General features: G+C 63.5%; 22 protein-coding genes. 17 read left to right on the plus strand and 5 right to left on the minus strand.

Annotation, left to right across the window (positions count from 1 at the left end; translation table 11 throughout):
* Nucleotides 1-20: 20 nt before the first annotated feature.
* The 4 genes from lepB to pyrE are packed head-to-tail and all read right to left on the minus strand — an operon-like array spanning nucleotide 21 to nucleotide 2,612.
* On the minus strand, nucleotides 21-896 hold the full coding sequence (lepB, locus tag ACQY4G_RS09845; protein WP_421990617.1) for a signal peptidase I: 876 nt from the start codon (nucleotides 894-896) through the stop codon (nucleotides 21-23).
* Nucleotides 893-1,294, minus strand: a complete 402-nt coding sequence (gene acpS / locus ACQY4G_RS09850) for a holo-ACP synthase (RefSeq protein ID WP_067694854.1) — start codon at nucleotides 1,292-1,294, stop codon at nucleotides 893-895. Before acpS ends, lepB begins: the two co-directional genes overlap by 4 nt.
* Nucleotides 1,291-2,034, minus strand: a complete 744-nt coding sequence (locus ACQY4G_RS09855) for a pyridoxine 5'-phosphate synthase (RefSeq protein WP_421990619.1) — start codon at nucleotides 2,032-2,034, stop codon at nucleotides 1,291-1,293. Before ACQY4G_RS09855 ends, acpS begins: the two co-directional genes overlap by 4 nt.
* Complete coding sequence (gene pyrE, locus ACQY4G_RS09860; protein ID WP_067695259.1) at nucleotides 2,031-2,612, minus strand: orotate phosphoribosyltransferase; 582 nt, start codon at nucleotides 2,610-2,612, stop codon at nucleotides 2,031-2,033. The genes ACQY4G_RS09855 and pyrE overlap by 4 nt, the downstream gene beginning before the upstream one ends.
* Nucleotides 2,613-2,823: 211 nt before the next feature.
* Here pyrE and coxB point away from each other — a divergent pair, with 211 nt between their 5' ends.
* The 14 genes from coxB (at nucleotide 2,824) to ACQY4G_RS09930 (ending at nucleotide 14,136) form a co-directional block, all read left to right on the plus strand.
* Nucleotides 2,824-3,888: a cytochrome c oxidase subunit II gene (gene coxB, locus ACQY4G_RS09865; protein WP_291178625.1), complete on the plus strand. Its 1,065-nt coding sequence runs from the start codon at nucleotides 2,824-2,826 to the stop codon at nucleotides 3,886-3,888.
* Between the two features lie 30 nt (nucleotides 3,889-3,918).
* Complete coding sequence (gene ctaD, locus ACQY4G_RS09870) at nucleotides 3,919-5,637, plus strand: cytochrome c oxidase subunit I (RefSeq protein WP_291169777.1); 1,719 nt, start codon at nucleotides 3,919-3,921, stop codon at nucleotides 5,635-5,637.
* Nucleotides 5,638-5,716: 79 nt separating this feature from the next.
* Nucleotides 5,717-6,676 (plus strand): alpha/beta fold hydrolase, encoded by a 960-nt coding sequence (locus tag ACQY4G_RS09875; protein WP_421990621.1) that lies wholly within the window; start codon nucleotides 5,717-5,719, stop codon nucleotides 6,674-6,676.
* A gap of 23 nt (nucleotides 6,677-6,699) precedes the next feature.
* Nucleotides 6,700-7,617, plus strand: a complete 918-nt coding sequence (locus ACQY4G_RS09880; RefSeq protein ID WP_421990623.1) for a heme o synthase — start codon at nucleotides 6,700-6,702, stop codon at nucleotides 7,615-7,617.
* Between the two features lie 124 nt (nucleotides 7,618-7,741).
* Nucleotides 7,742-8,314 (plus strand): cytochrome c oxidase assembly protein, encoded by a 573-nt coding sequence (locus ACQY4G_RS09885; RefSeq protein ID WP_291178633.1) that lies wholly within the window; start codon nucleotides 7,742-7,744, stop codon nucleotides 8,312-8,314.
* A 66-nt stretch (nucleotides 8,315-8,380) separates the two neighbouring features.
* On the plus strand, nucleotides 8,381-9,202 hold the full coding sequence (locus ACQY4G_RS09890) for a cytochrome c oxidase subunit 3 (RefSeq protein WP_067694869.1): 822 nt from the start codon (nucleotides 8,381-8,383) through the stop codon (nucleotides 9,200-9,202).
* Between the two features lie 93 nt (nucleotides 9,203-9,295).
* Nucleotides 9,296-9,862, plus strand: coding sequence for an SURF1 family cytochrome oxidase biogenesis protein (locus ACQY4G_RS09895; protein ID WP_421990625.1), 567 nt, complete (start codon nucleotides 9,296-9,298; stop codon nucleotides 9,860-9,862).
* A 50-nt stretch (nucleotides 9,863-9,912) separates the two neighbouring features.
* Nucleotides 9,913-11,304, plus strand: coding sequence for a threonine synthase (thrC, locus tag ACQY4G_RS09900; RefSeq protein ID WP_421990627.1), 1,392 nt, complete (start codon nucleotides 9,913-9,915; stop codon nucleotides 11,302-11,304).
* Entirely contained in the window at nucleotides 11,304-12,197 is an 894-nt protein-coding gene (locus ACQY4G_RS09905) for a class I SAM-dependent methyltransferase (RefSeq protein ID WP_421990629.1), read from the plus strand. The genes thrC and ACQY4G_RS09905 overlap by 1 nt, the downstream gene beginning before the upstream one ends.
* 65 nt (nucleotides 12,198-12,262) lie before the next feature.
* Nucleotides 12,263-12,637 carry a dihydroneopterin aldolase gene (locus ACQY4G_RS09910; RefSeq protein ID WP_291169798.1) on the plus strand — a complete coding sequence of 125 codons (375 nt, stop codon included), beginning with the start codon at nucleotides 12,263-12,265 and terminating at the stop codon, nucleotides 12,635-12,637.
* Nucleotides 12,634-12,933 (plus strand): Rossmann fold domain-containing protein, encoded by a 300-nt coding sequence (locus ACQY4G_RS09915; RefSeq protein ID WP_421990630.1) that lies wholly within the window; start codon nucleotides 12,634-12,636, stop codon nucleotides 12,931-12,933. The genes ACQY4G_RS09910 and ACQY4G_RS09915 overlap by 4 nt, the downstream gene beginning before the upstream one ends.
* Before the next feature lie 3 nt (nucleotides 12,934-12,936).
* Nucleotides 12,937-13,179 carry a MoaD/ThiS family protein gene (locus ACQY4G_RS09920; protein WP_421990631.1) on the plus strand — a complete coding sequence of 81 codons (243 nt, stop codon included), beginning with the start codon at nucleotides 12,937-12,939 and terminating at the stop codon, nucleotides 13,177-13,179.
* Nucleotides 13,172-13,639, plus strand: a complete 468-nt coding sequence (locus ACQY4G_RS09925; RefSeq protein ID WP_421990633.1) for a molybdenum cofactor biosynthesis protein MoaE — start codon at nucleotides 13,172-13,174, stop codon at nucleotides 13,637-13,639. The genes ACQY4G_RS09920 and ACQY4G_RS09925 overlap by 8 nt, the downstream gene beginning before the upstream one ends.
* Nucleotides 13,640-13,713: 74 nt before the next feature.
* Nucleotides 13,714-14,136 carry a hypothetical protein gene (locus ACQY4G_RS09930; RefSeq protein WP_421990635.1) on the plus strand — a complete coding sequence of 141 codons (423 nt, stop codon included), beginning with the start codon at nucleotides 13,714-13,716 and terminating at the stop codon, nucleotides 14,134-14,136.
* Between the two features lie 66 nt (nucleotides 14,137-14,202).
* Here ACQY4G_RS09930 and ACQY4G_RS09935 read toward each other — a convergent pair whose 3' ends face one another.
* On the minus strand, nucleotides 14,203-14,796 hold the full coding sequence (locus ACQY4G_RS09935) for a hypothetical protein (RefSeq protein WP_157075185.1): 594 nt from the start codon (nucleotides 14,794-14,796) through the stop codon (nucleotides 14,203-14,205).
* A 113-nt stretch (nucleotides 14,797-14,909) separates the two neighbouring features.
* Here ACQY4G_RS09935 and rplU point away from each other — a divergent pair, with 113 nt between their 5' ends.
* The 3 genes from rplU (at nucleotide 14,910) to ACQY4G_RS09950 (ending at nucleotide 16,430) form a co-directional block, all read left to right on the plus strand.
* Nucleotides 14,910-15,383 (plus strand): 50S ribosomal protein L21, encoded by a 474-nt coding sequence (gene rplU / locus ACQY4G_RS09940; protein WP_067694897.1) that lies wholly within the window; start codon nucleotides 14,910-14,912, stop codon nucleotides 15,381-15,383.
* A 12-nt stretch (nucleotides 15,384-15,395) separates the two neighbouring features.
* Complete coding sequence (gene rpmA / locus ACQY4G_RS09945) at nucleotides 15,396-15,665, plus strand: 50S ribosomal protein L27 (RefSeq protein WP_067694900.1); 270 nt, start codon at nucleotides 15,396-15,398, stop codon at nucleotides 15,663-15,665.
* A gap of 222 nt (nucleotides 15,666-15,887) precedes the next feature.
* Nucleotides 15,888-16,430 (plus strand): GNAT family N-acetyltransferase, encoded by a 543-nt coding sequence (locus ACQY4G_RS09950; RefSeq protein ID WP_291178664.1) that lies wholly within the window; start codon nucleotides 15,888-15,890, stop codon nucleotides 16,428-16,430.
* Nucleotides 16,431-16,524 lie beyond the last annotated feature (94 nt).

The following is a 16,524-nucleotide window of genomic DNA, read 5'->3' on the forward strand; positions in this document are numbered from 1 at the left end:
CCGCCCCCTTTAGCAGGCCCCTAGCGTTCGGGAACGGGGTTTCGTTCCACGATGGCAGGCCGTAGGGTCGACCATGCGCGGCCTTCGCGAAGGCTCGTCCACCAGCTAATCGGATTCAGGCTCGTCGTCCCGTCGAGCGAGAAGGTTATGAATTCGGCACGTCCGCCGATATTCTCCAGCGGGATGGGGCCGAGGAGGCCGCGAGGGTGGTTGAGTTCGCGGCTGTCTGCCGAATGGTCGCGATTGTCGCCCATGGTAAAGACATGGCCTTCGGGAACCGTGATCTCTGCGAAATTGTCGAGTTCCTGGTTCTGGTGGTCGATCACCAGATAGGTCGCACCATTGGGCAGCGTTTCGCGCAAGACGGGAACGCGGCAGACGCGTTCGCCGGCTGCATTTTCGGCGCGGAAATCGTCGAATCCGAAACCGTCGCACCGCGAATTGGCATCGAGCGGAAGCGCGATCGCGGGTTCGACCTTCTGCTCGACCGGAGACCCGTTCAGGACGATCTGACCGTTCTGGACCGCGATGCGATCGCCGGGCAGGGCGACGACGCGCTTGATGTAGTCCTCGTCGCGCTCGGGATGCACTGGAATGACGATGTCGCCATATTCGGGCGTGCTGCCCGCAAGGCGCCAGTCGCCTCGGGGCGCGAGATGGAAGCTGATCGAGCTCCAGTTCCAGCCATAGGGATATTTGCTCACCACCAGCCGGTCGCCCACCAGCAAATTGGGCATCATCGATTCCGACGGAATGTAGAACGGCTTGGCGATGAAGCTGTGAAAGGCGAAGACTGCCAGCAGCATCAGCGCAAGGCCGCGGATTTCCGCGATCCAGTCGACTTTCTCGTCGGATTTGTCGGATTTCTTGTTCACTGCCGTGGCGTCGGTGGTCACTGGGGTATGGCCTCGATGATGACGTAGGCCTGTGCCCATGGGTGGTCGTCGGTGAGGGTGAGATGAATGCGCGCCTCATGGCCGTGCGGCACCATTTCCGCAAGCACGATCGCCGCGCCGCCGGTCAACGCAAGGGTGGGGGCGCCGGATTTGGCATTCACTACCCCGATGTCCTTCATGAACACGCCGCGGCGAAAGCCGGTGCCGACCGCCTTGGAGAAAGCTTCCTTGGCGGCAAAACGCTTGGCGTAGGTCCCGGCGATTGTGAAGGGACGACGGCGGGCCTTGGCGCGTTCGATCTCGGTGAAGACACGCTGCTCGAACCGTTCGCCGAAACGGTCGAGCGAATTCTGAATGCGTTCGATATTGCACAGGTCGGAACCGAGACCGATGATCATGCGCGCGCCTCGTCCATCAGGTCGCGCATGCGGCGAACGGCGGCTTCGAGCCCGACGAACACCGCCTCGCCGACGAGGTAGTGCCCGATATTGAGCTCGGCGAGTTCGGGAATGGCGGCGATGGATTTTACATTCTCATAAGTCAGACCGTGCCCGGCGTGCGGCTCGATCCCCATCTCGCGCGCGAGCTTCGACATTGTCGCGATGCGCTCGAGCTCGCGATCCGCGCGTTCGCTATCGCCGTCGAGCCCGGCATGCGCATATTCGCCCGTATGGAATTCGACCACGGGTGCCTTGAGGCGTTGTGCAGCCTCAAGCTGCAGTTCGTTCGCCTCGATGAACAGCGACACCCGAATGCCGTTGTCGGCCAGCTTCCACACGATCGGTGCGAGCTGATTGTGCAGCCCGGCTGCATCGAGCCCGCCCTCGGTCGTGCGCTCTTCGCGCTTCTCGGGGACGATGCAGGCGGCATGAGGCGTATGGGCCAGAGCGATCGCGAGCATCTCTTCGGTCGCTGCCATTTCGAGGTTGAGCGGAAGGTCGGTCGCGGCCTGGATGCGCTTGAGATCGGCATCGCGGATGTGGCGCCGGTCTTCGCGCAGATGCGCGGTAATGCCGTCGCCGCCCACCGCCGCTACAATTTCGGCGGCGCGAACCGGATCGGGGTGGTCGCCGCCGCGCGCATTGCGGATCGTGGCGACGTGGTCGATATTGACCCCGAGGCGCAGCGGGGCCGTCAAGCCTTCCGGCTCCCGGGCTTGGTTACTTCGATTGACGCCAGTTCCTCGGGCAACTCGTCTTCCGCATAGGTCGGGAAGTTGATGTCGACGAGCGGGTAGAAGGGCACGCCCAGATCGGCGGAACCGTTGCTGCGGTCGACCAGCGCGACTTCGGCGATCACCTCGCCGCCTTCGCGGGCGACCGCGGCGATTGCCTCGCGACTGGAAAGGCCGGTCGTGACGACGTCTTCGACCATCAGCACCTTGGCGCCTGGTTCGAGCCGGAACCCGCGGCGCAGATGAAATTCGCCGTCGGGGCGCTCGAGGAACATCGCATCCTTGCCCAGCGCGCGGCCCATTTCCTGGCCGATGATGATGCCGCCCATCGCCGGGCTGACAACCACGTCGATCTGGCTGCGAATGTCGCGCGGAAGCTTCTGTGCCAGCGCAAAGGCAAGCATTGCCGCACGCTCGGGATTCATCAGCACCCGCGCACATTGCAGGTAATGCCCGCTGTGGCGGCCGCTCGAGAGTTTGAAATGGCCTTCGAGCAGCGCCTCGCTGGCGCGGAATTCGTGGAGGATTTCGTCATCGGTCATGATGCTGCGGTCCAAAGCGGCTCGCGCGCGATTGCGCAAGAGGCAAAACTGCTTGCACATTTTTATCGGCCACCCGCTTGAGGCATTCGCAAACCCTGCCTATAGGCGGGCGCAATCGGGCCCCTGCCAGGGGCGCGTCCTGCCGCGCACACGGGATTCGCGCCGGTCGGCAGGCCCGGAACGAGACACGACACGAAAGAGTGCCACGACGATGAAAATTCTCGGCTCCCTCAACGGGTTCCACCGGATTGCTACCAGCCTTGCGATGGCCGCGATGCTTGCCTTTGGTGCGCAGGGCGTGAGCGCGCAGGAAGTTGCCGAAGCGACTCCGAGCCAGCAGCTCGAGACGATCGATCCGGCGGCGGCAGCCGACGTCGCCGATCCCGAAGCGGTTGCCGAAGGGTCGGGTGCCTACACGCCGATGAAGCCGACCGAAGGCAAGGGCATGCCGATCCCTGCCGGCATCGACGTGCAGACGCAGTATTCGCCGATCGGGCACCAGGCCAATGCGCTGCACATCGGCCTCGTCTGGGTGATGGCGCTTATCAGTCTCTTCGTCCTTGCATTGTTCGTCTGGGTAATTCTCAAATACAACAAGCGCTCCAATCCGGTCCCTTCCAAGACCAGCCACAACACGCTGATCGAAGTCGTGTGGACCGTGGTTCCGGCGCTGATCCTGCTTGGCATCGCGGTTCCCTCGATCGGCCTGCTGAGCGCGCAGTACAAGTCGCCGCCGAAGGACGCGATCACCGTCAAGGCCATCGGCTATCAATGGTATTGGGGCTATGCCTATCCCGACAATGGCGATTTCGAGATCGTCTCGAACATGCTGACAAAGGAAGAAGCCGAAGCGCGCGGCGAGCCGTTCCAACTCGCCGTCGACAATCGCATGGTCGTACCGGCCGGCGTGCCGATCCGGTTCCAGACCACCGCCGCCGACGTAATCCACTCCTTCGCGGTGCCCAGCCTGTGGTTCAAGCTCGACGCGATCCCGGGCCGCCTCAATGAAAAGCTGCTGATGATCGAAGAGCCGGGTGTCTATTACGGCCAGTGTTCGGAACTGTGCGGCGCGCGGCACGGCTACATGCCGATCGCAGTCGAGGCGCTGCCGATGGATCAGTACAATGCCTGGGTTCTGGCGCAGGGCGGTACGATCGCCGGTGCCGACGAGGCCGGCATCGAAGCCGACCCTGCGGCCGTGCCGCTGCAGGATCCCGAAAGCGCGGCGCCGGGCGCACCGGGTGCCGGGGCGGCTCCTGTCGACCCGACCGTTTAAGATTTACGATTAGCTCGAGAGTATAGCACGATGGCCACCACCGCCGACAGCTTCCAGGCTCACACCGACGACCATGCGCACGATCATGCCGATCACAAGCCCGGCTTTTTCGCGCGCTGGTTCATGTCCACCAACCACAAGGACATCGGTACGCTCTACCTGATCTTCGCGATCATCGCGGGGATCATCGGCGGCGCGATTTCGGGCATCATGCGTATGGAGCTGGCAGAGCCCGGTATCCAGTACCTGCAGTGGTGGGCAGAGTTCATGGGCGGCACGCCCGATTTCGATACCTCGCTGCACATGTGGAACGTGTTCATTACCGCGCACGGCCTGATCATGGTGTTCTTCATGGTCATGCCGGCGATGATCGGTGGCTTCGGCAACTGGTTCGTTCCGCTTATGATCGGTGCACCGGACATGGCCTTCCCGCGCATGAACAACGTCTCGTTCTGGCTGACCGTCGCGGGCTTCGTCTCGCTGCTGTTCTCGCTGTTCGTGCCGGGTGGCACGGGGCCTGGCGCGGGCGTCGGCTGGACGGTCTATGCGCCGCTTTCGACCACGGGTAGCCAAGGTCCGGCAGTCGATTTCGCGATCTTCTCGCTCCACCTTGCGGGTGCGGGTTCGATCCTGGGCGCGACCAACTTCATCACCACCATCTTCAACATGCGTGCGCCGGGCATGACCCTGCACAAGATGCCGCTGTTCGTGTGGTCGGTGCTGGTCACGGCCTTCCTGCTGCTGCTGGCCCTGCCGGTCCTTGCCGCGGCGATCACCATGCTTATTACCGACCGTAATTTCGGCACGACCTTCTTCGATCCGGCCGGTGGCGGCGATCCCGTGCTCTACCAGCACCTGTTCTGGTTCTTCGGTCACCCCGAAGTCTACATCATGATCCTGCCGGGCTTCGGCATGATCTCGCAGATCGTCTCGACCTTCAGCCGCAAGCCGGTCTTCGGCTACCTCGGCATGGCCTATGCCATGGTCGCGATCGGCGTCGTCGGCTTCGTCGTGTGGGCGCACCACATGTACACCGTCGGTCTCGACGTGAACACGAAGATGTACTTCACCGCGGCCACCATGGTCATCGCGGTGCCTACGGGCGTGAAGATCTTCAGCTGGATCGCCACCATGTGGGGTGGGTCGATCGAGTTCAAATCGCCCATGGTGTGGGCGATCGGCATGATCTTCCTGTTCACCGTCGGCGGCGTGACCGGCGTCTACCTGGCCAATGGCGGCATCGACGACGTGGTCCACGATACCTACTTCGTGGTGGCACACTTCCACTACGTGCTGTCGATGGGCGCGGTGTTCTCGCTCTTCGCCGGCTTCTACTACTGGTTCCCGAAGATGAGCGGCCGGATGCACTCCGAACTGCTTTCGCACCTCCACTTCTGGGGCTTCTTCATCGGTGTGAACGTGATCTTCTTCCCGCAGCACTTCCTCGGTCTGCAGGGCATGCCGCGTCGCTATCCCGACTATGCCGATGCCTACACCTACTGGAACGAGATCAGCTCGCTCGGCTACACCATCATGGCCCTGTCGATGGTCCTGTTCTTCGTGAACATCGTCTACGCCTTCGTGGCCGGCAAGAAAGCAGCCGACAACCCGTGGGGCGAAGGTGCGACCACGCTCGAATGGAGCCTGTCGAGCCCGCCGCCGTTCCACCAGTTCGAGACGCTACCGGTGATCGAGGACCATCACACGGCCCACGACCACATGAGCGAGGCCAAGCCCGCCACGGCCTAAACGTCTAGGCACTGGACACACGAGAGCGACCGGTCCCATGGTGGACCGGTCGTTTTCTTTTGTCCGGAGTGCCAGCCCAATGCCCGAAATGCGTACCGTCGATACGGGGGAGGTGAGTCTGCGCTGTGCGATCGAGGGCAAGGGGCCCCTCGTCGTCATGGTCCACGGCTTTCCCGAGAGCTGGTACTCCTGGCGGCACCAGATCGGCCCGATCGCGGCAGCGGGCTTTACCGCCTGCGCGATCGACGTGCGCGGCTATGGCGGATCGGACAAGCCGGATCCGGTCGAAGCCTATGCGATGGAGCGGATAGTAGGCGATCTGGTGGGCTTGAGACAGGCACTTTCGCCCCAAGATCCCGCAATCCTGATCGGCCATGACTGGGGGGCACCGATCGTGTGGAATTCGGCGCTTACCCATCCCGAGCATTTCCGCGCGGTCGCAGGGTTATCGGTGCCCTTCGCGGGTGTTCCGAGCCGGCCGTTTACCGAGGTCTTCCGGGAGCACTTCACGTCGCAGGGGCGATTCTTCTATCAGGAGTATTTCCAGGAGCCCGGCGTCGCAGAGGCCGAGGCGGAGAAGGAGCCGCGCGATTTCGTTCAGCGCATGATGTATTCGATCAGCGGCGACGTGCCGCCGGGCGATTACTGGGACAAGCCGCTGGGGGCGACGTTTCTAGAAGGTCTGCCCGACCCCGCGCCAGTCGCCTGGCTGACCGAGGACGATCTCGATTTCTACGAAGCCGAATTCAAGGCTTCGGGCTTTCGCGGCCCGCTCAACCGCTATCGCAATCACGAGACGGATTACGAATGGCTGCAGGGCTGGGCGGGCAAGCGGATCGAGCAGCCTGCGCTGTTCATCGGTGGCACACGCGATCCGGCGACTTTCCTGTTCGGCGCGGTGGAGGATCCGGTCGCGCTGGTGAAGATGTTTGCGCCAAGGGCCGAGGGCCATGTTCTCGATGGTGTCGGACACTGGACGCAGCAGGAACGCCCCGATGCGGTGAATCGCATCCTGATTGACTGGCTAAATCGCATCTGAACGCCTATATGGCGCCCGATTCCATGACCCATACTGCCTCCACACAGCTCCCGGCGGAATGGCGCGACTTCTTCGCGCTGACCAAACCGCGCGTGATGAGCCTGGTAATCTTCACCGGCCTGTGCGGCCTGCTCGCTGCGCCGGGTGACATCAATCCGGTACTCGGCTTTACGGCTATTCTCTGTATTGCGATGGGGGCCGGCGGTTCGGCTGTACTCAACCAGTGGTGGGAAGCCGATCTCGATGCCGGCATGAAGCGGACCTCCAAGCGTCCCATCCCCGCAGGGCGGATGAACCCGACCGATGCGCGCGATTTCGGTATTTTGGTTTCGGTCGCTTCGGTGCTCATCATGGGACTCGCGCTGAACTGGCTGGCGGCGGCGATCCTGTTCGTCGCGATCATCTATTATGCGGTGATCTACACGATCTGGCTCAAGCCGCGGACGCCGCAGAATATCGTCATCGGCGGCGGGGCGGGCGCCTTCCCGCCGCTGATCGGCTGGGTCGCGGTGACCGGCGAGGTCACATTGATGCCGGTGCTCCTGTTCCTGATCATCTTCATGTGGACGCCGCCGCATTTCTGGGCGCTCGCGCTGTTTGTGAAGACCGATTACGCAAATGTCGGCATCCCGATGATGCCGGTCGTGCGGGGCGAGACCTCGACGCGCCGCCAAATCCTCGCTTATTCGGTGCTGCTCGTGCCCATTGCCGCTGCCCCATGGTTTATCGGCGGTACCGGCATGGTCTACGGTGTTGCTTCGCTTGCGCTGACGCTTGCTTTCCTTGCGCTTTCGGTTCCGGTCGCTTTCCGGCAAACAGGTGAGAACGACACTATGAGGCCCGAAAAGCGCCTGTTCGCTTTCAGCATCCTCTATCTCTTCGCACTGTTCGCCGCGCTGGTGGTGGACCGGGTGCTTTTCAACCTGGGATGGATCGCATGACTCCCGACGAGGAAACCGAATACAAGCGCCGCCAGAAGAGCCGCAATCTCGTGCTCGGCGGCCTGCTGCTGTTTTTTGCCATTCTCTTCTACGTGATTACAATCGCACGGATGTGAACCACGCCATGACTGCTGCCACCCTCGAAACCCGCAAGAATCGCACCGCGCTGCTGGCTTTCGGCGGCGCGTTGGCCATGCTCGGCCTCGGCTATGCCGCGGTCCCGCTGTACGAATTGTTCTGCCAGGTGACCGGCTTCGGCGGCACTACGCAGCGCGCGAGTGAAAGCGACGCGGCGCTTGCCGAACGCCTCGGCGCGAGCGCCGGCGGCAAGACCATTTCGATCCGCTTCGACGGCACGACGGCGGGCGATGTTCCCTGGAGCTTCCGCCCCGAACAGGTGACAGACACCGTTTCCATCGGCCAGCGCGACATGGCGATCTATCTCGCGAAGAATACGTCGGACGAGACGATAACCGGGACCGCCACCTTCAACGTCGAGCCCGAACAGGCCGGGGCCTATTTCAACAAGATCCAGTGCTTCTGCTTCACCGAGCAGGTGCTAGAGCCTGGGCAGGAAGTGCGCATGCCGGTGCTCTATTTCGTCGACCCCAAGGCGCTCGACGACCCGAATATGGAGGGTGTCGAGCAGATCACGCTCTCCTATACTTTCCACCGGGCATTGGAATCTGCCGAGTAGACCCTAGACCCGCGCGCCATCGCGCATTAAGGGCACCCGCAAAGCGAAACCCAGGACGCGAGTACTATGGCTGGCAACGTCAATCACGAATATCACATTCTCGAACCCGATATCTGGCCGTTCATCGGCTCGATTTCGGCGCTCACCTTCACCAGTGGCCTGGTGCTCTACATGCATGAGATGGCCAGCGCGCACCTCGTGCTCGGCCTCGGCATCGCCGGCCTGATCGCGACCTTCTTCGCCTGGTTCGGCAACATCGTGAAGGAAGCCGAACGCGGCGACCACACGCCGATCGTCCAGTTGCACATGCGCTATGGCATGATCCTGTTCATCGCCTCCGAGGTGATGTTCTTCGTCGGCTGGTTCTGGAGCTGGTTCGATTTCGCGCTGTTCCCCAGCGAGCTGTCCGACGTCATCGGCGGGACCTTCCCGCCTGCGGCGATCGAATATGTGATCGACCCCTTCGGCTTGCCGCTGCTCAACACGCTGATCCTGCTGTGTTCGGGTACCACCGTGACCTGGGCGCACCATGCGCTGATCCATGGCGATCGCGAGGGCCTCAAGAAGGGCCTCTGGCTGACGATCATCCTCGGCGTGATCTTCACCTCGATCCAGGCCTATGAATATGCGGTCGCTCCGTTCGAATTCGGCGGCAACACCTACAGCTCGGCCTTCTACATGGCGACCGGGTTCCACGGCTTCCACGTGCTGATCGGTACGATCTTCCTGATCGTGTGCCTGGTACGCGCCTATAAGGGCCACTTCACCCCGCGCCAGCACTTCGGCTTCGAGGCGGCGGCCTGGTACTGGCACTTCGTCGACGTCGTGTGGCTGTTCCTGTTCATCGTCGTCTACATCTGGGGCGGCTGGGGCGCTGCCGTCCATTGATGCCAGTCGACAGGACTGAAACACACGAGGGGCAGCCCGGCATGGCCGGCGCTGCCCTTCTCGTATGCGACGAGATTTGAAATGACCATGCGCATGCCCCTGATCCCGACCGTCATCGTTGTCGCTGCGGTCGCGACGATGATCGCGCTCGGCATATGGCAGCTCGATCGCAAGGGCGAGAAGGAAGCCCTCATCGCCAGCGCGCAGCAGGCTGCGGCAATGTCCAGCGAGGTCGACTACCCTGCCGATCCCGCCGAACGGGACGAGCTGCTTTACCGGCGCACCACGGTTGCCTGCGAGCAGGTTGAGAGCATGACCTCAATAGCGGGTCGAAGTGCGGATGGTCGGAACGGCGTGGCCCAGCGCGCGACTTGCCGCCTTGCAGATGGCAGCCCGGCACTCGTGGATATCGGCTTTTCCCGCGATCCCACCCCTATCGCATGGGATGGCGGTGAAATCAGCGGGGTGATCGCGCCGGGGGGCAGGATCGTCGCTACCAAGCCCGCCGCCGGCCTGGAACCGCTTTTGCAGCCCGATCCGGCATCCTTGCCCAACAACCACCTTGCCTATGCCGGCCAGTGGTTCTTCTTCGCGCTGACGGCGCTGGTCATCTACTTCCTCGCGCTGCGCCGTCGGTCCACGCGGGCTAGGGCGGATTAAAGAGCCGCTTGCTTGCTCGTACCTGCGCGCCCCGCTAACCGCCTTTGCCGATGAAATACGTCTCAACCCGCGGAAGCGCCCCTGCGCTCGATTTCGCCGGCGTCACGCTGACCGGCCTCGCCAGCGACGGCGGCCTTTACGTGCCCCAGGAGTGGCCGCGTTTCTCGATGGACGAGATATCGGCCATGCGCGGACTGCCCTATGCCGAACTGGCCGCGCGAGTGATGCAGCCCTTTGTGGGCGATAGCCTGACGCCCGAGCGCCTGCGTGAACTGACCGAACAGGCCTATGGCCGCTTCGCCCACGCGGCCGTGACGCCTCTGACCCAGCTCGACGAGCGTCAGTGGCTGCTCGAACTGTTTCACGGACCGACGCTCGCCTTCAAGGATGTGGCGCTGCAATTGCTCGGCCTGCTGTTCGAGGAATTCCTTTCGCGCGAGGGCGGCAATCTGACCATCGTCGGCGCAACCAGCGGCGATACCGGCAGCGCGGCTATCGATGCGGTGGCGGGGCTCGACCGGGTCGAGATCTTCATGCTCCATCCCAAGGGCCGCGTCAGCGACGTCCAGCGCCGCCAGATGACCACGGTGCGCGCGCCCAATGTTCACAACATCGCTATCGATGGCAGCTTCGACGATGCGCAAGCCATGGTGAAGCGTATCTTCGCCGATACTGAAGTGACCGCGAAGCACCGGATCGGAGCGGTCAATTCGATCAATTGGGCGCGGCTGATGGCGCAGGTAGTCTATTATTTCGCGGCATCGCTCCATCTCGGTGGACCTGAGCGCAAGCTCGCCTTCAGCGTGCCGACGGGCAATTTCGGCGATGTCTTCGCGGGCCATGTTGCTGCGCGCATGGGCCTGCCCATCGAACGGCTGATCGTGGCAACCAACGTCAACGACATCCTGCACCGCGCGCTTTCGGCGGGCGATTATTCGACCGGAGCGGTCACCCCAACCGCCGCTCCGAGCATGGATATTCAAGTTAGCTCGAACTTCGAACGTCTGCTCTTCGACGTGGGAGGGCGCGACGGCGTGGCGTTGGCCGAACAGATGCGCGCGTTCGAAGCGGCGAAAGCCATGCAGCTGACCAACGCCCAGCGCGAGGGTGCCTCCGCCCTGTTCACCAGCCTGCGCGCCGACGAGGACGACATGGCGCGCGCGATGCGCTGGGCCAGCGCGGAATGCTCCGAGATCGTGGATCCGCACACCGCGATCGGCCTGCACGCTGCGCGTGCGCTGGAGCTTCCCGCCGACATTTCGGTCGTCACGCTGGCGACGGCACATCCTGCAAAATTCCCTGACGCGGTCGAACGCGCCACGGGATCGCGGCCTGCCTTGCCTTCGCGCGTCGGCGACCTCTTCGCGCGCGAGGAAGCCTATGCCGAACTTCCCGGTACTTATGAGGCGGTGCGCGATCATATCCTTGGGCACGCGTCCTGATGGCAGATTTCGTACGCGATCCGGTTCTTATGGTGGGCGAGGGCTGGGACGCCTATCGCCTGCTCGACAGCGGGCATGGCCGCAAGTTCGAACAATATGGCCCTTATCGCTTCATCCGCCCCGAACCGCAGGCCATGTGGTCCCCGCGGCTCGAGACTTGGGATGCGCATGGTGAATTCGTCCCGGGCAGCGACGAAGATGGCGGCGGTCGCTGGCAGTATTCCAAATCCGTCCCGCGCGATGGCTGGGAACTGGGTTGGGGCGAGGAGGCGCGCTTTAACGCGCAATGTACGCCGTTCCGCCACCTCGGCTTCTTCCCCGATATGGCGCCGGTGTGGGACTGGATGGGCGAGCAACTGGGCGATGCGACCAACGCCGAGACGATGAACCTGTTCGGCTATACCGGCGTCGGAACCCAGGCGCTTAGCCGTTACGGCCGCGTCACCCATGTCGATGCGAGCAAGAAATCGGTTGCGCAGGCGCGCGAGAATGCCAAGCTGGCCGGGCTTGCCGGTCGCCCGATCCGCTGGCTGGTCGAGGATGCGATGAAGTACACCGCGCGCGAGGTGCGGCGCGGGCGGCGCTATGACGGGATCATTCTCGATCCGCCCAAGTTCGGGCGCGGTCCCGATGGCGAGGTGTGGCGGCTCGAGCAGGGGCTGCCCGATCTCGTGTCCGATTGTCGGCAGTTGCTCGATTCCGACAGCAGCTTTCTGTTCCTCACTGTCTATGCGGTACGAATGAGCAGCCTGGCGCTGGGCGGCTTGCTCGATGAAGTCTTTGCCGGGCTGCCGGGCAAGGTGGAGCACGGCGACCTCGCGGTGCAGGAAGATGGCTCGGGACGCCTGCTTCCCACCGCGATCTTCGCGCGCTGGTCCAATTCGCGCGCTTGATGGCGCATCACCTTACCCGAAAACCGGTGCCCACTTTTCGGGGCGATGCGCTAAGGCCGCTGCCAATGAATGATTCGCTGATCCTCGAAGTGGCCGAATTCGAGCACGATGTGCTCACCGGCATCTATTCCGAAGAAACCGGCCGGCCGCAGCCGCTGCGCTTCACCATTCAGGTGCGGATGAAGCCGCTGCATCGTTACGAGCCCGACACGTCGCTAGACCATTCGAAGAACTATATGGACCTGAAGTTCGCCGCGTCGGAGGCGTTGCCCGAAGGCGTGCACTTCAAGCTGATCGAAGCGGTTGCCGATCACGTCTGCGAGACACTCTTCCTGCAGGACAAGCGGGTCGAGGCGGTGACGGTGAAGATCGTCAAGCTGGCCATCGCCGAGGCGGGCGAGAAGATCGGGATCACGCTGCATCGCGAGCGGCGCGAATGAAGCGCATCGCGGTCGACGGATTGCCCGACGACCCGCTCGCCGCCGCGGGCGTCTTCCACCAGCACTGGCTGGCGCATGTCGAAGATATACTCGGCAGCGACGAGGACGTCATGCTGGCCATGCCCGTGGCAGATCACACCCATCGCGAATGGCGCATCGCATTGGTTGCGGGCCTTGCGCGCAAGCACGCGCCGCGCCGGATCAACATGGTGGCGGGCGAGGGCGGTGCAGTCGATGCGACCGAAGCCTATCTAGCCAACGCGCCGGGGATCACCGGCCAGTATCTGGAGACCTGACCCATGGGCGTGCGCATCCTTTTCCTCGGCCCCTTGCGCGATCTCGCGGGGGAGCAGGAGCGCGAGGTTCCCGGGCCGCTCGACTGGGCGGGATTGCTGGAGGCGGTCGGGCCGGCGATTGCCGAGCAATTGAACGAGGAACGCGTCAATGTCGCGTGTGCTGGCAAGGTTCTGGCCGACAAGACCGTGCTTGCCGCGCGCGACGGGGACGAGGTGGCGCTGCTGCCTCCGGTGAGCGGTGGGTAGGCTTTCTCTCTCGGCGCCGCTCGATGTGCGGCTGCTCGACAAGGGACTGTCGGTGGGCGAGGCGCTGGCCGCGTTCAATGCCGCCCATGGCGAGGCGGGCGGGATCGTGTCCTTTCTCGGCAAGGTGCGGCCTGATGGCGACGTGAAAGCGCTCGAGCTGTCGCATTACGAAAAGCTCACCCTCGCGGGCATGAAAGACCTGGCCCAAGCGGCGTACGATCGATTCAATCTGGTCGGCGCGCTCGCCTGGCACCGGATCGGGATGATGAGGCCGGGAGAGCCGATCGTGCTGGTCGCCACAGCCGCGCGGCATCGCCGCAATGCGTTCGAAGCTGCCGACTATCTGATGGATCATCTCAAATCCGCCGCCTGGTTCTGGAAACGCGAAAGGCGCAGCGACGGTTGGCACTGGATCGAGCCGCGCGATCGGGACCGGATCGACCTCGAACGGTGGAAATAATCCGCGCTTCTTGATCGAGATCAAGGAATGGACACCGGGACAGGGGCATCAAGGCTCAAACAAAGGAGCCCGCCATGTCCAAGCATTTCACCCGCGAGCTGGTTGCCCAACAGGCCGCCATCGTCGAATCGCCCAAGGTTGCGCACGATGCCGACCGCAGCTTCGAGCTTCCCAAGGGGCTCTATTTCGCGACCGTCGGGCTCTATCTGGGATTTCTGGCGGTGATGGCGGCCGGGCTGTCGACGCCGGGCCTGATCATCCCGATGGCGATCTTCGCGCTGTTCATTGTTGCCGGCTTTGGCCTGCCGCTTATCTGGACGCGGCTGGCGCCCGGCCATCGCGCGCGCAACATGAGCTGGGACAAGCTTGAAAGCCGCGGCATCGCGACCCACACCGGTCGGGTGACCGCACGCGACGCGGCAGCGCAGGTGCTGATCCTGCCGGTGCTGATCTTCGGTTGGGGCGTGGCCTCGGTGACGATCGCCGCGCTGGTTTGACCGCCTAGACAGTTTGGGGAGAGGCGCGGGGTCGGGAAACCGGCTCCGCGCTTTTTGGTATGCGGCCTAGCGGACCCGTGCCCGCAGCCGTTCGAGCACCGCATCTTCCTCGGCCACCAGCGCGACGACCGCGTCGCGCGTAGCGGCGATCGCCGCGGCATCTTCCGCCTGCACGGTCGCGGCGGTGAAGAGGATGTCGAGATCGCCCAGCGCGATCGCGGCGTTGCTGCGCGCCGAATCGAGATCCGCCAGCGCGACCTGGGCCGCAGCCCAGCTGTCGCTACCCATGGCGCTGCCCGCGGCGGCCTCGACCCGGCGTTCGGCAGCGGGAACCGCGCTGGTGAAATCTGTGTGCGCAGCCTGCGCGTGGCCGAGCAGGGCGGCAAGGCGCGCTTCCAGCCCGCCAGCAAGGTCTACCTCGACCTCGGGAACGTCGAGCCTTGGGCTGGGCACCGGCTCGAAGGTTCCTTCCGCGCGTTCCACATCGCGGATCGCGAGCGAGGGGTAACGGTCCGAGGCGGTGCTCGCGCATCCTGCCAGCAGGATTGCAGCGAGCGGAGCGACAAGGTGCTTGCGATCGATCATCGCGTTCTCCATATCACGCGCGTCGCCATGCACCAGCGAGGATGCAATTTTCCTCGCCGCAAGCGTTGACTTCACCACTCCTTTCGCCTAACGGCACGCTTCTTTCCGGGGCTGCCTCTGGCGGCCTGACGGGCGCGCCGTGCACTCGCAAGATCACGGCACAGCAATTTGAACGAGAGATAACCACCATGTTCGCAGTAGTGCGCACGGGCGGCAAGCAGTACCGGGTTGCCGCCGGAGACAAGATCGCGGTCGAGAAGCTGGCTGGCGAAGCCGGTGATACCGTTACGCTGGGTGATGTCCTGCTTGCGGGCGAGGGCGACACGCTTTCCGACGCCGGCAAGGTCACCGTTTCGGCAGAGATCATTGCGCAGGCGAAGAGCGAAAAGGTCGTCGTTTTCAAGAAGCGTCGCCGCCACAACTATCGCCGCAAGAGCGGTCACCGCCAGCAGATGACCCTGCTGCGCATCACCGATGTCGGCACCGGCACCGCCAAGAAGGCCGCTCCCAAGAAGGAAGCAGCCAAGAAGGACGACGCCGCAGAAAAGAAGGCCCCGGCCAAGAAGGCTGCTCCGAAGAAGGAAGCGGCTGCGAAGAAGGCTCCGGCCAAGAAGGCAGCGCCCAAGAAGGCCGCCGCCAAGAAGACCGAAGACAAGAAGTAAGGAACACGGACGATGGCACATAAGAAAGCAGGCGGTTCGTCGCGCAACGGTCGCGATTCAGCCGGTCGTCGCCTTGGTGTGAAGAAGTTCGGCAGCGAAAACGTCGTCGCCGGCAACATCATCGTGCGTCAGCGCGGCACCAAGTTCTATCCGGGTGCCAATGTCGGCATGGGCAAGGACCACACGCTGTTCGCCCTTACCGACGGTATTGTGCGCTTCCACAAGGGCAAGCTCGACCGCAAATTCGTCTCGGTCGACATGCTGGCCGAAGCCGCCGAATAACCGGACGCTCCGATAACGGGATCGTCCAAACGGGACGGTCCCAGCCGGGTCCATGATCCGGCAGCCGAAGAGGGAGATGGGACCTTTCCGCAGGGAAGGGGGCCGTCTCCCTCTCGTCGTTTCTCCCTCTTCGATTTCGCGGCGAAATTTTCTTTCGCCATCATGCAATTGTCACGCGTCCGGCCTAGGAGCCCGGAGCGTGGATAGACGGGGAGATTACCGATGTTCCATGTGACCGAAAGGCTGCTGTTGCGGCCTGCCTGGCCTGAAGATGCAGAAGCGCTGTTCGGCGGCATTGCCGATGAAGGCGTGGTCCGCAATCTTGCCCGCGCGCCGTGGCCCTATCTCCCCAAACATGCCCGCGAATTCGTCATGCGCGAGCAGGATCCGCGCTATCCGGTGTTCCTAATTACCTTGCCTTCCGCCGAAGGCTCGGAGCTGATCGGCTGCATTGGGATCGACCCCTGCGAGGGAGCCGATGCGGAGATCGGTTACTGGATTGCGCGGCCCTATTGGGGACGCGGGTTTGCCAGCGAGGCGGCCAGCGGGGTTCTGGAAATCGCGCGGCTGCTCGGCCACAACCGGATCGAGGCCGGTCACTTCATCGACAATCCTGCCTCGGGCAAGGTGCTGCGTAAGATAGGCTTCCTGCCCACGGGCAAGGTCGCGCAGCGCCACAGCTGCGCCCGGGGCGAGGACGTGCCCTGCGCGCTGTTCCGGCTCGACCTCGAGGCCGCCGACCAGACTTCATCACAAGCGGCCTGACGGCACGCGAAAGAAAGACCCCGCAAGCAGGTACGCTTGCGGGGTCTTTTCTTATCGATCGCCCGTGCAGGCGGGGGTCTCAGGCTGACTTGCG

The sequence above is a fragment of the Qipengyuania sp. genome, assembly GCF_965277845.1.
Taxonomy (GTDB): Bacteria; Pseudomonadota; Alphaproteobacteria; order Sphingomonadales; family Sphingomonadaceae; genus Qipengyuania.

Coding starts and splice junctions, on each gene's coding strand:
- acpS (WP_067694854.1), bottom strand. CDS start 1,294: ATGATCATCGGTCTCGGTTCCGACCTGTGCAATATCGAACGCATTCAG.
- pyrE (WP_067695259.1), bottom strand. CDS start 2,612: ATGACCGATGACGAAATCCTCCACGAATTCCGCGCCAGCGAGGCGCTG.
- coxB (WP_291178625.1), top strand. CDS start 2,824: ATGAAAATTCTCGGCTCCCTCAACGGGTTCCACCGGATTGCTACCAGC.
- ctaD (WP_291169777.1), top strand. CDS start 3,919: ATGGCCACCACCGCCGACAGCTTCCAGGCTCACACCGACGACCATGCG.
- ACQY4G_RS09875 (WP_421990621.1), top strand. CDS start 5,717: ATGCCCGAAATGCGTACCGTCGATACGGGGGAGGTGAGTCTGCGCTGT.
- ACQY4G_RS09880 (WP_421990623.1), top strand. CDS start 6,700: ATGACCCATACTGCCTCCACACAGCTCCCGGCGGAATGGCGCGACTTC.
- ACQY4G_RS09885 (WP_291178633.1), top strand. CDS start 7,742: ATGACTGCTGCCACCCTCGAAACCCGCAAGAATCGCACCGCGCTGCTG.
- ACQY4G_RS09890 (WP_067694869.1), top strand. CDS start 8,381: ATGGCTGGCAACGTCAATCACGAATATCACATTCTCGAACCCGATATC.
- ACQY4G_RS09895 (WP_421990625.1), top strand. CDS start 9,296: ATGCCCCTGATCCCGACCGTCATCGTTGTCGCTGCGGTCGCGACGATG.
- thrC (WP_421990627.1), top strand. CDS start 9,913: ATGAAATACGTCTCAACCCGCGGAAGCGCCCCTGCGCTCGATTTCGCC.
- ACQY4G_RS09905 (WP_421990629.1), top strand. CDS start 11,304: ATGGCAGATTTCGTACGCGATCCGGTTCTTATGGTGGGCGAGGGCTGG.
- ACQY4G_RS09910 (WP_291169798.1), top strand. CDS start 12,263: ATGAATGATTCGCTGATCCTCGAAGTGGCCGAATTCGAGCACGATGTG.
- ACQY4G_RS09915 (WP_421990630.1), top strand. CDS start 12,634: ATGAAGCGCATCGCGGTCGACGGATTGCCCGACGACCCGCTCGCCGCC.
- ACQY4G_RS09920 (WP_421990631.1), top strand. CDS start 12,937: ATGGGCGTGCGCATCCTTTTCCTCGGCCCCTTGCGCGATCTCGCGGGG.
- ACQY4G_RS09930 (WP_421990635.1), top strand. CDS start 13,714: ATGTCCAAGCATTTCACCCGCGAGCTGGTTGCCCAACAGGCCGCCATC.
- rplU (WP_067694897.1), top strand. CDS start 14,910: ATGTTCGCAGTAGTGCGCACGGGCGGCAAGCAGTACCGGGTTGCCGCC.
- rpmA (WP_067694900.1), top strand. CDS start 15,396: ATGGCACATAAGAAAGCAGGCGGTTCGTCGCGCAACGGTCGCGATTCA.
- ACQY4G_RS09950 (WP_291178664.1), top strand. CDS start 15,888: ATGTTCCATGTGACCGAAAGGCTGCTGTTGCGGCCTGCCTGGCCTGAA.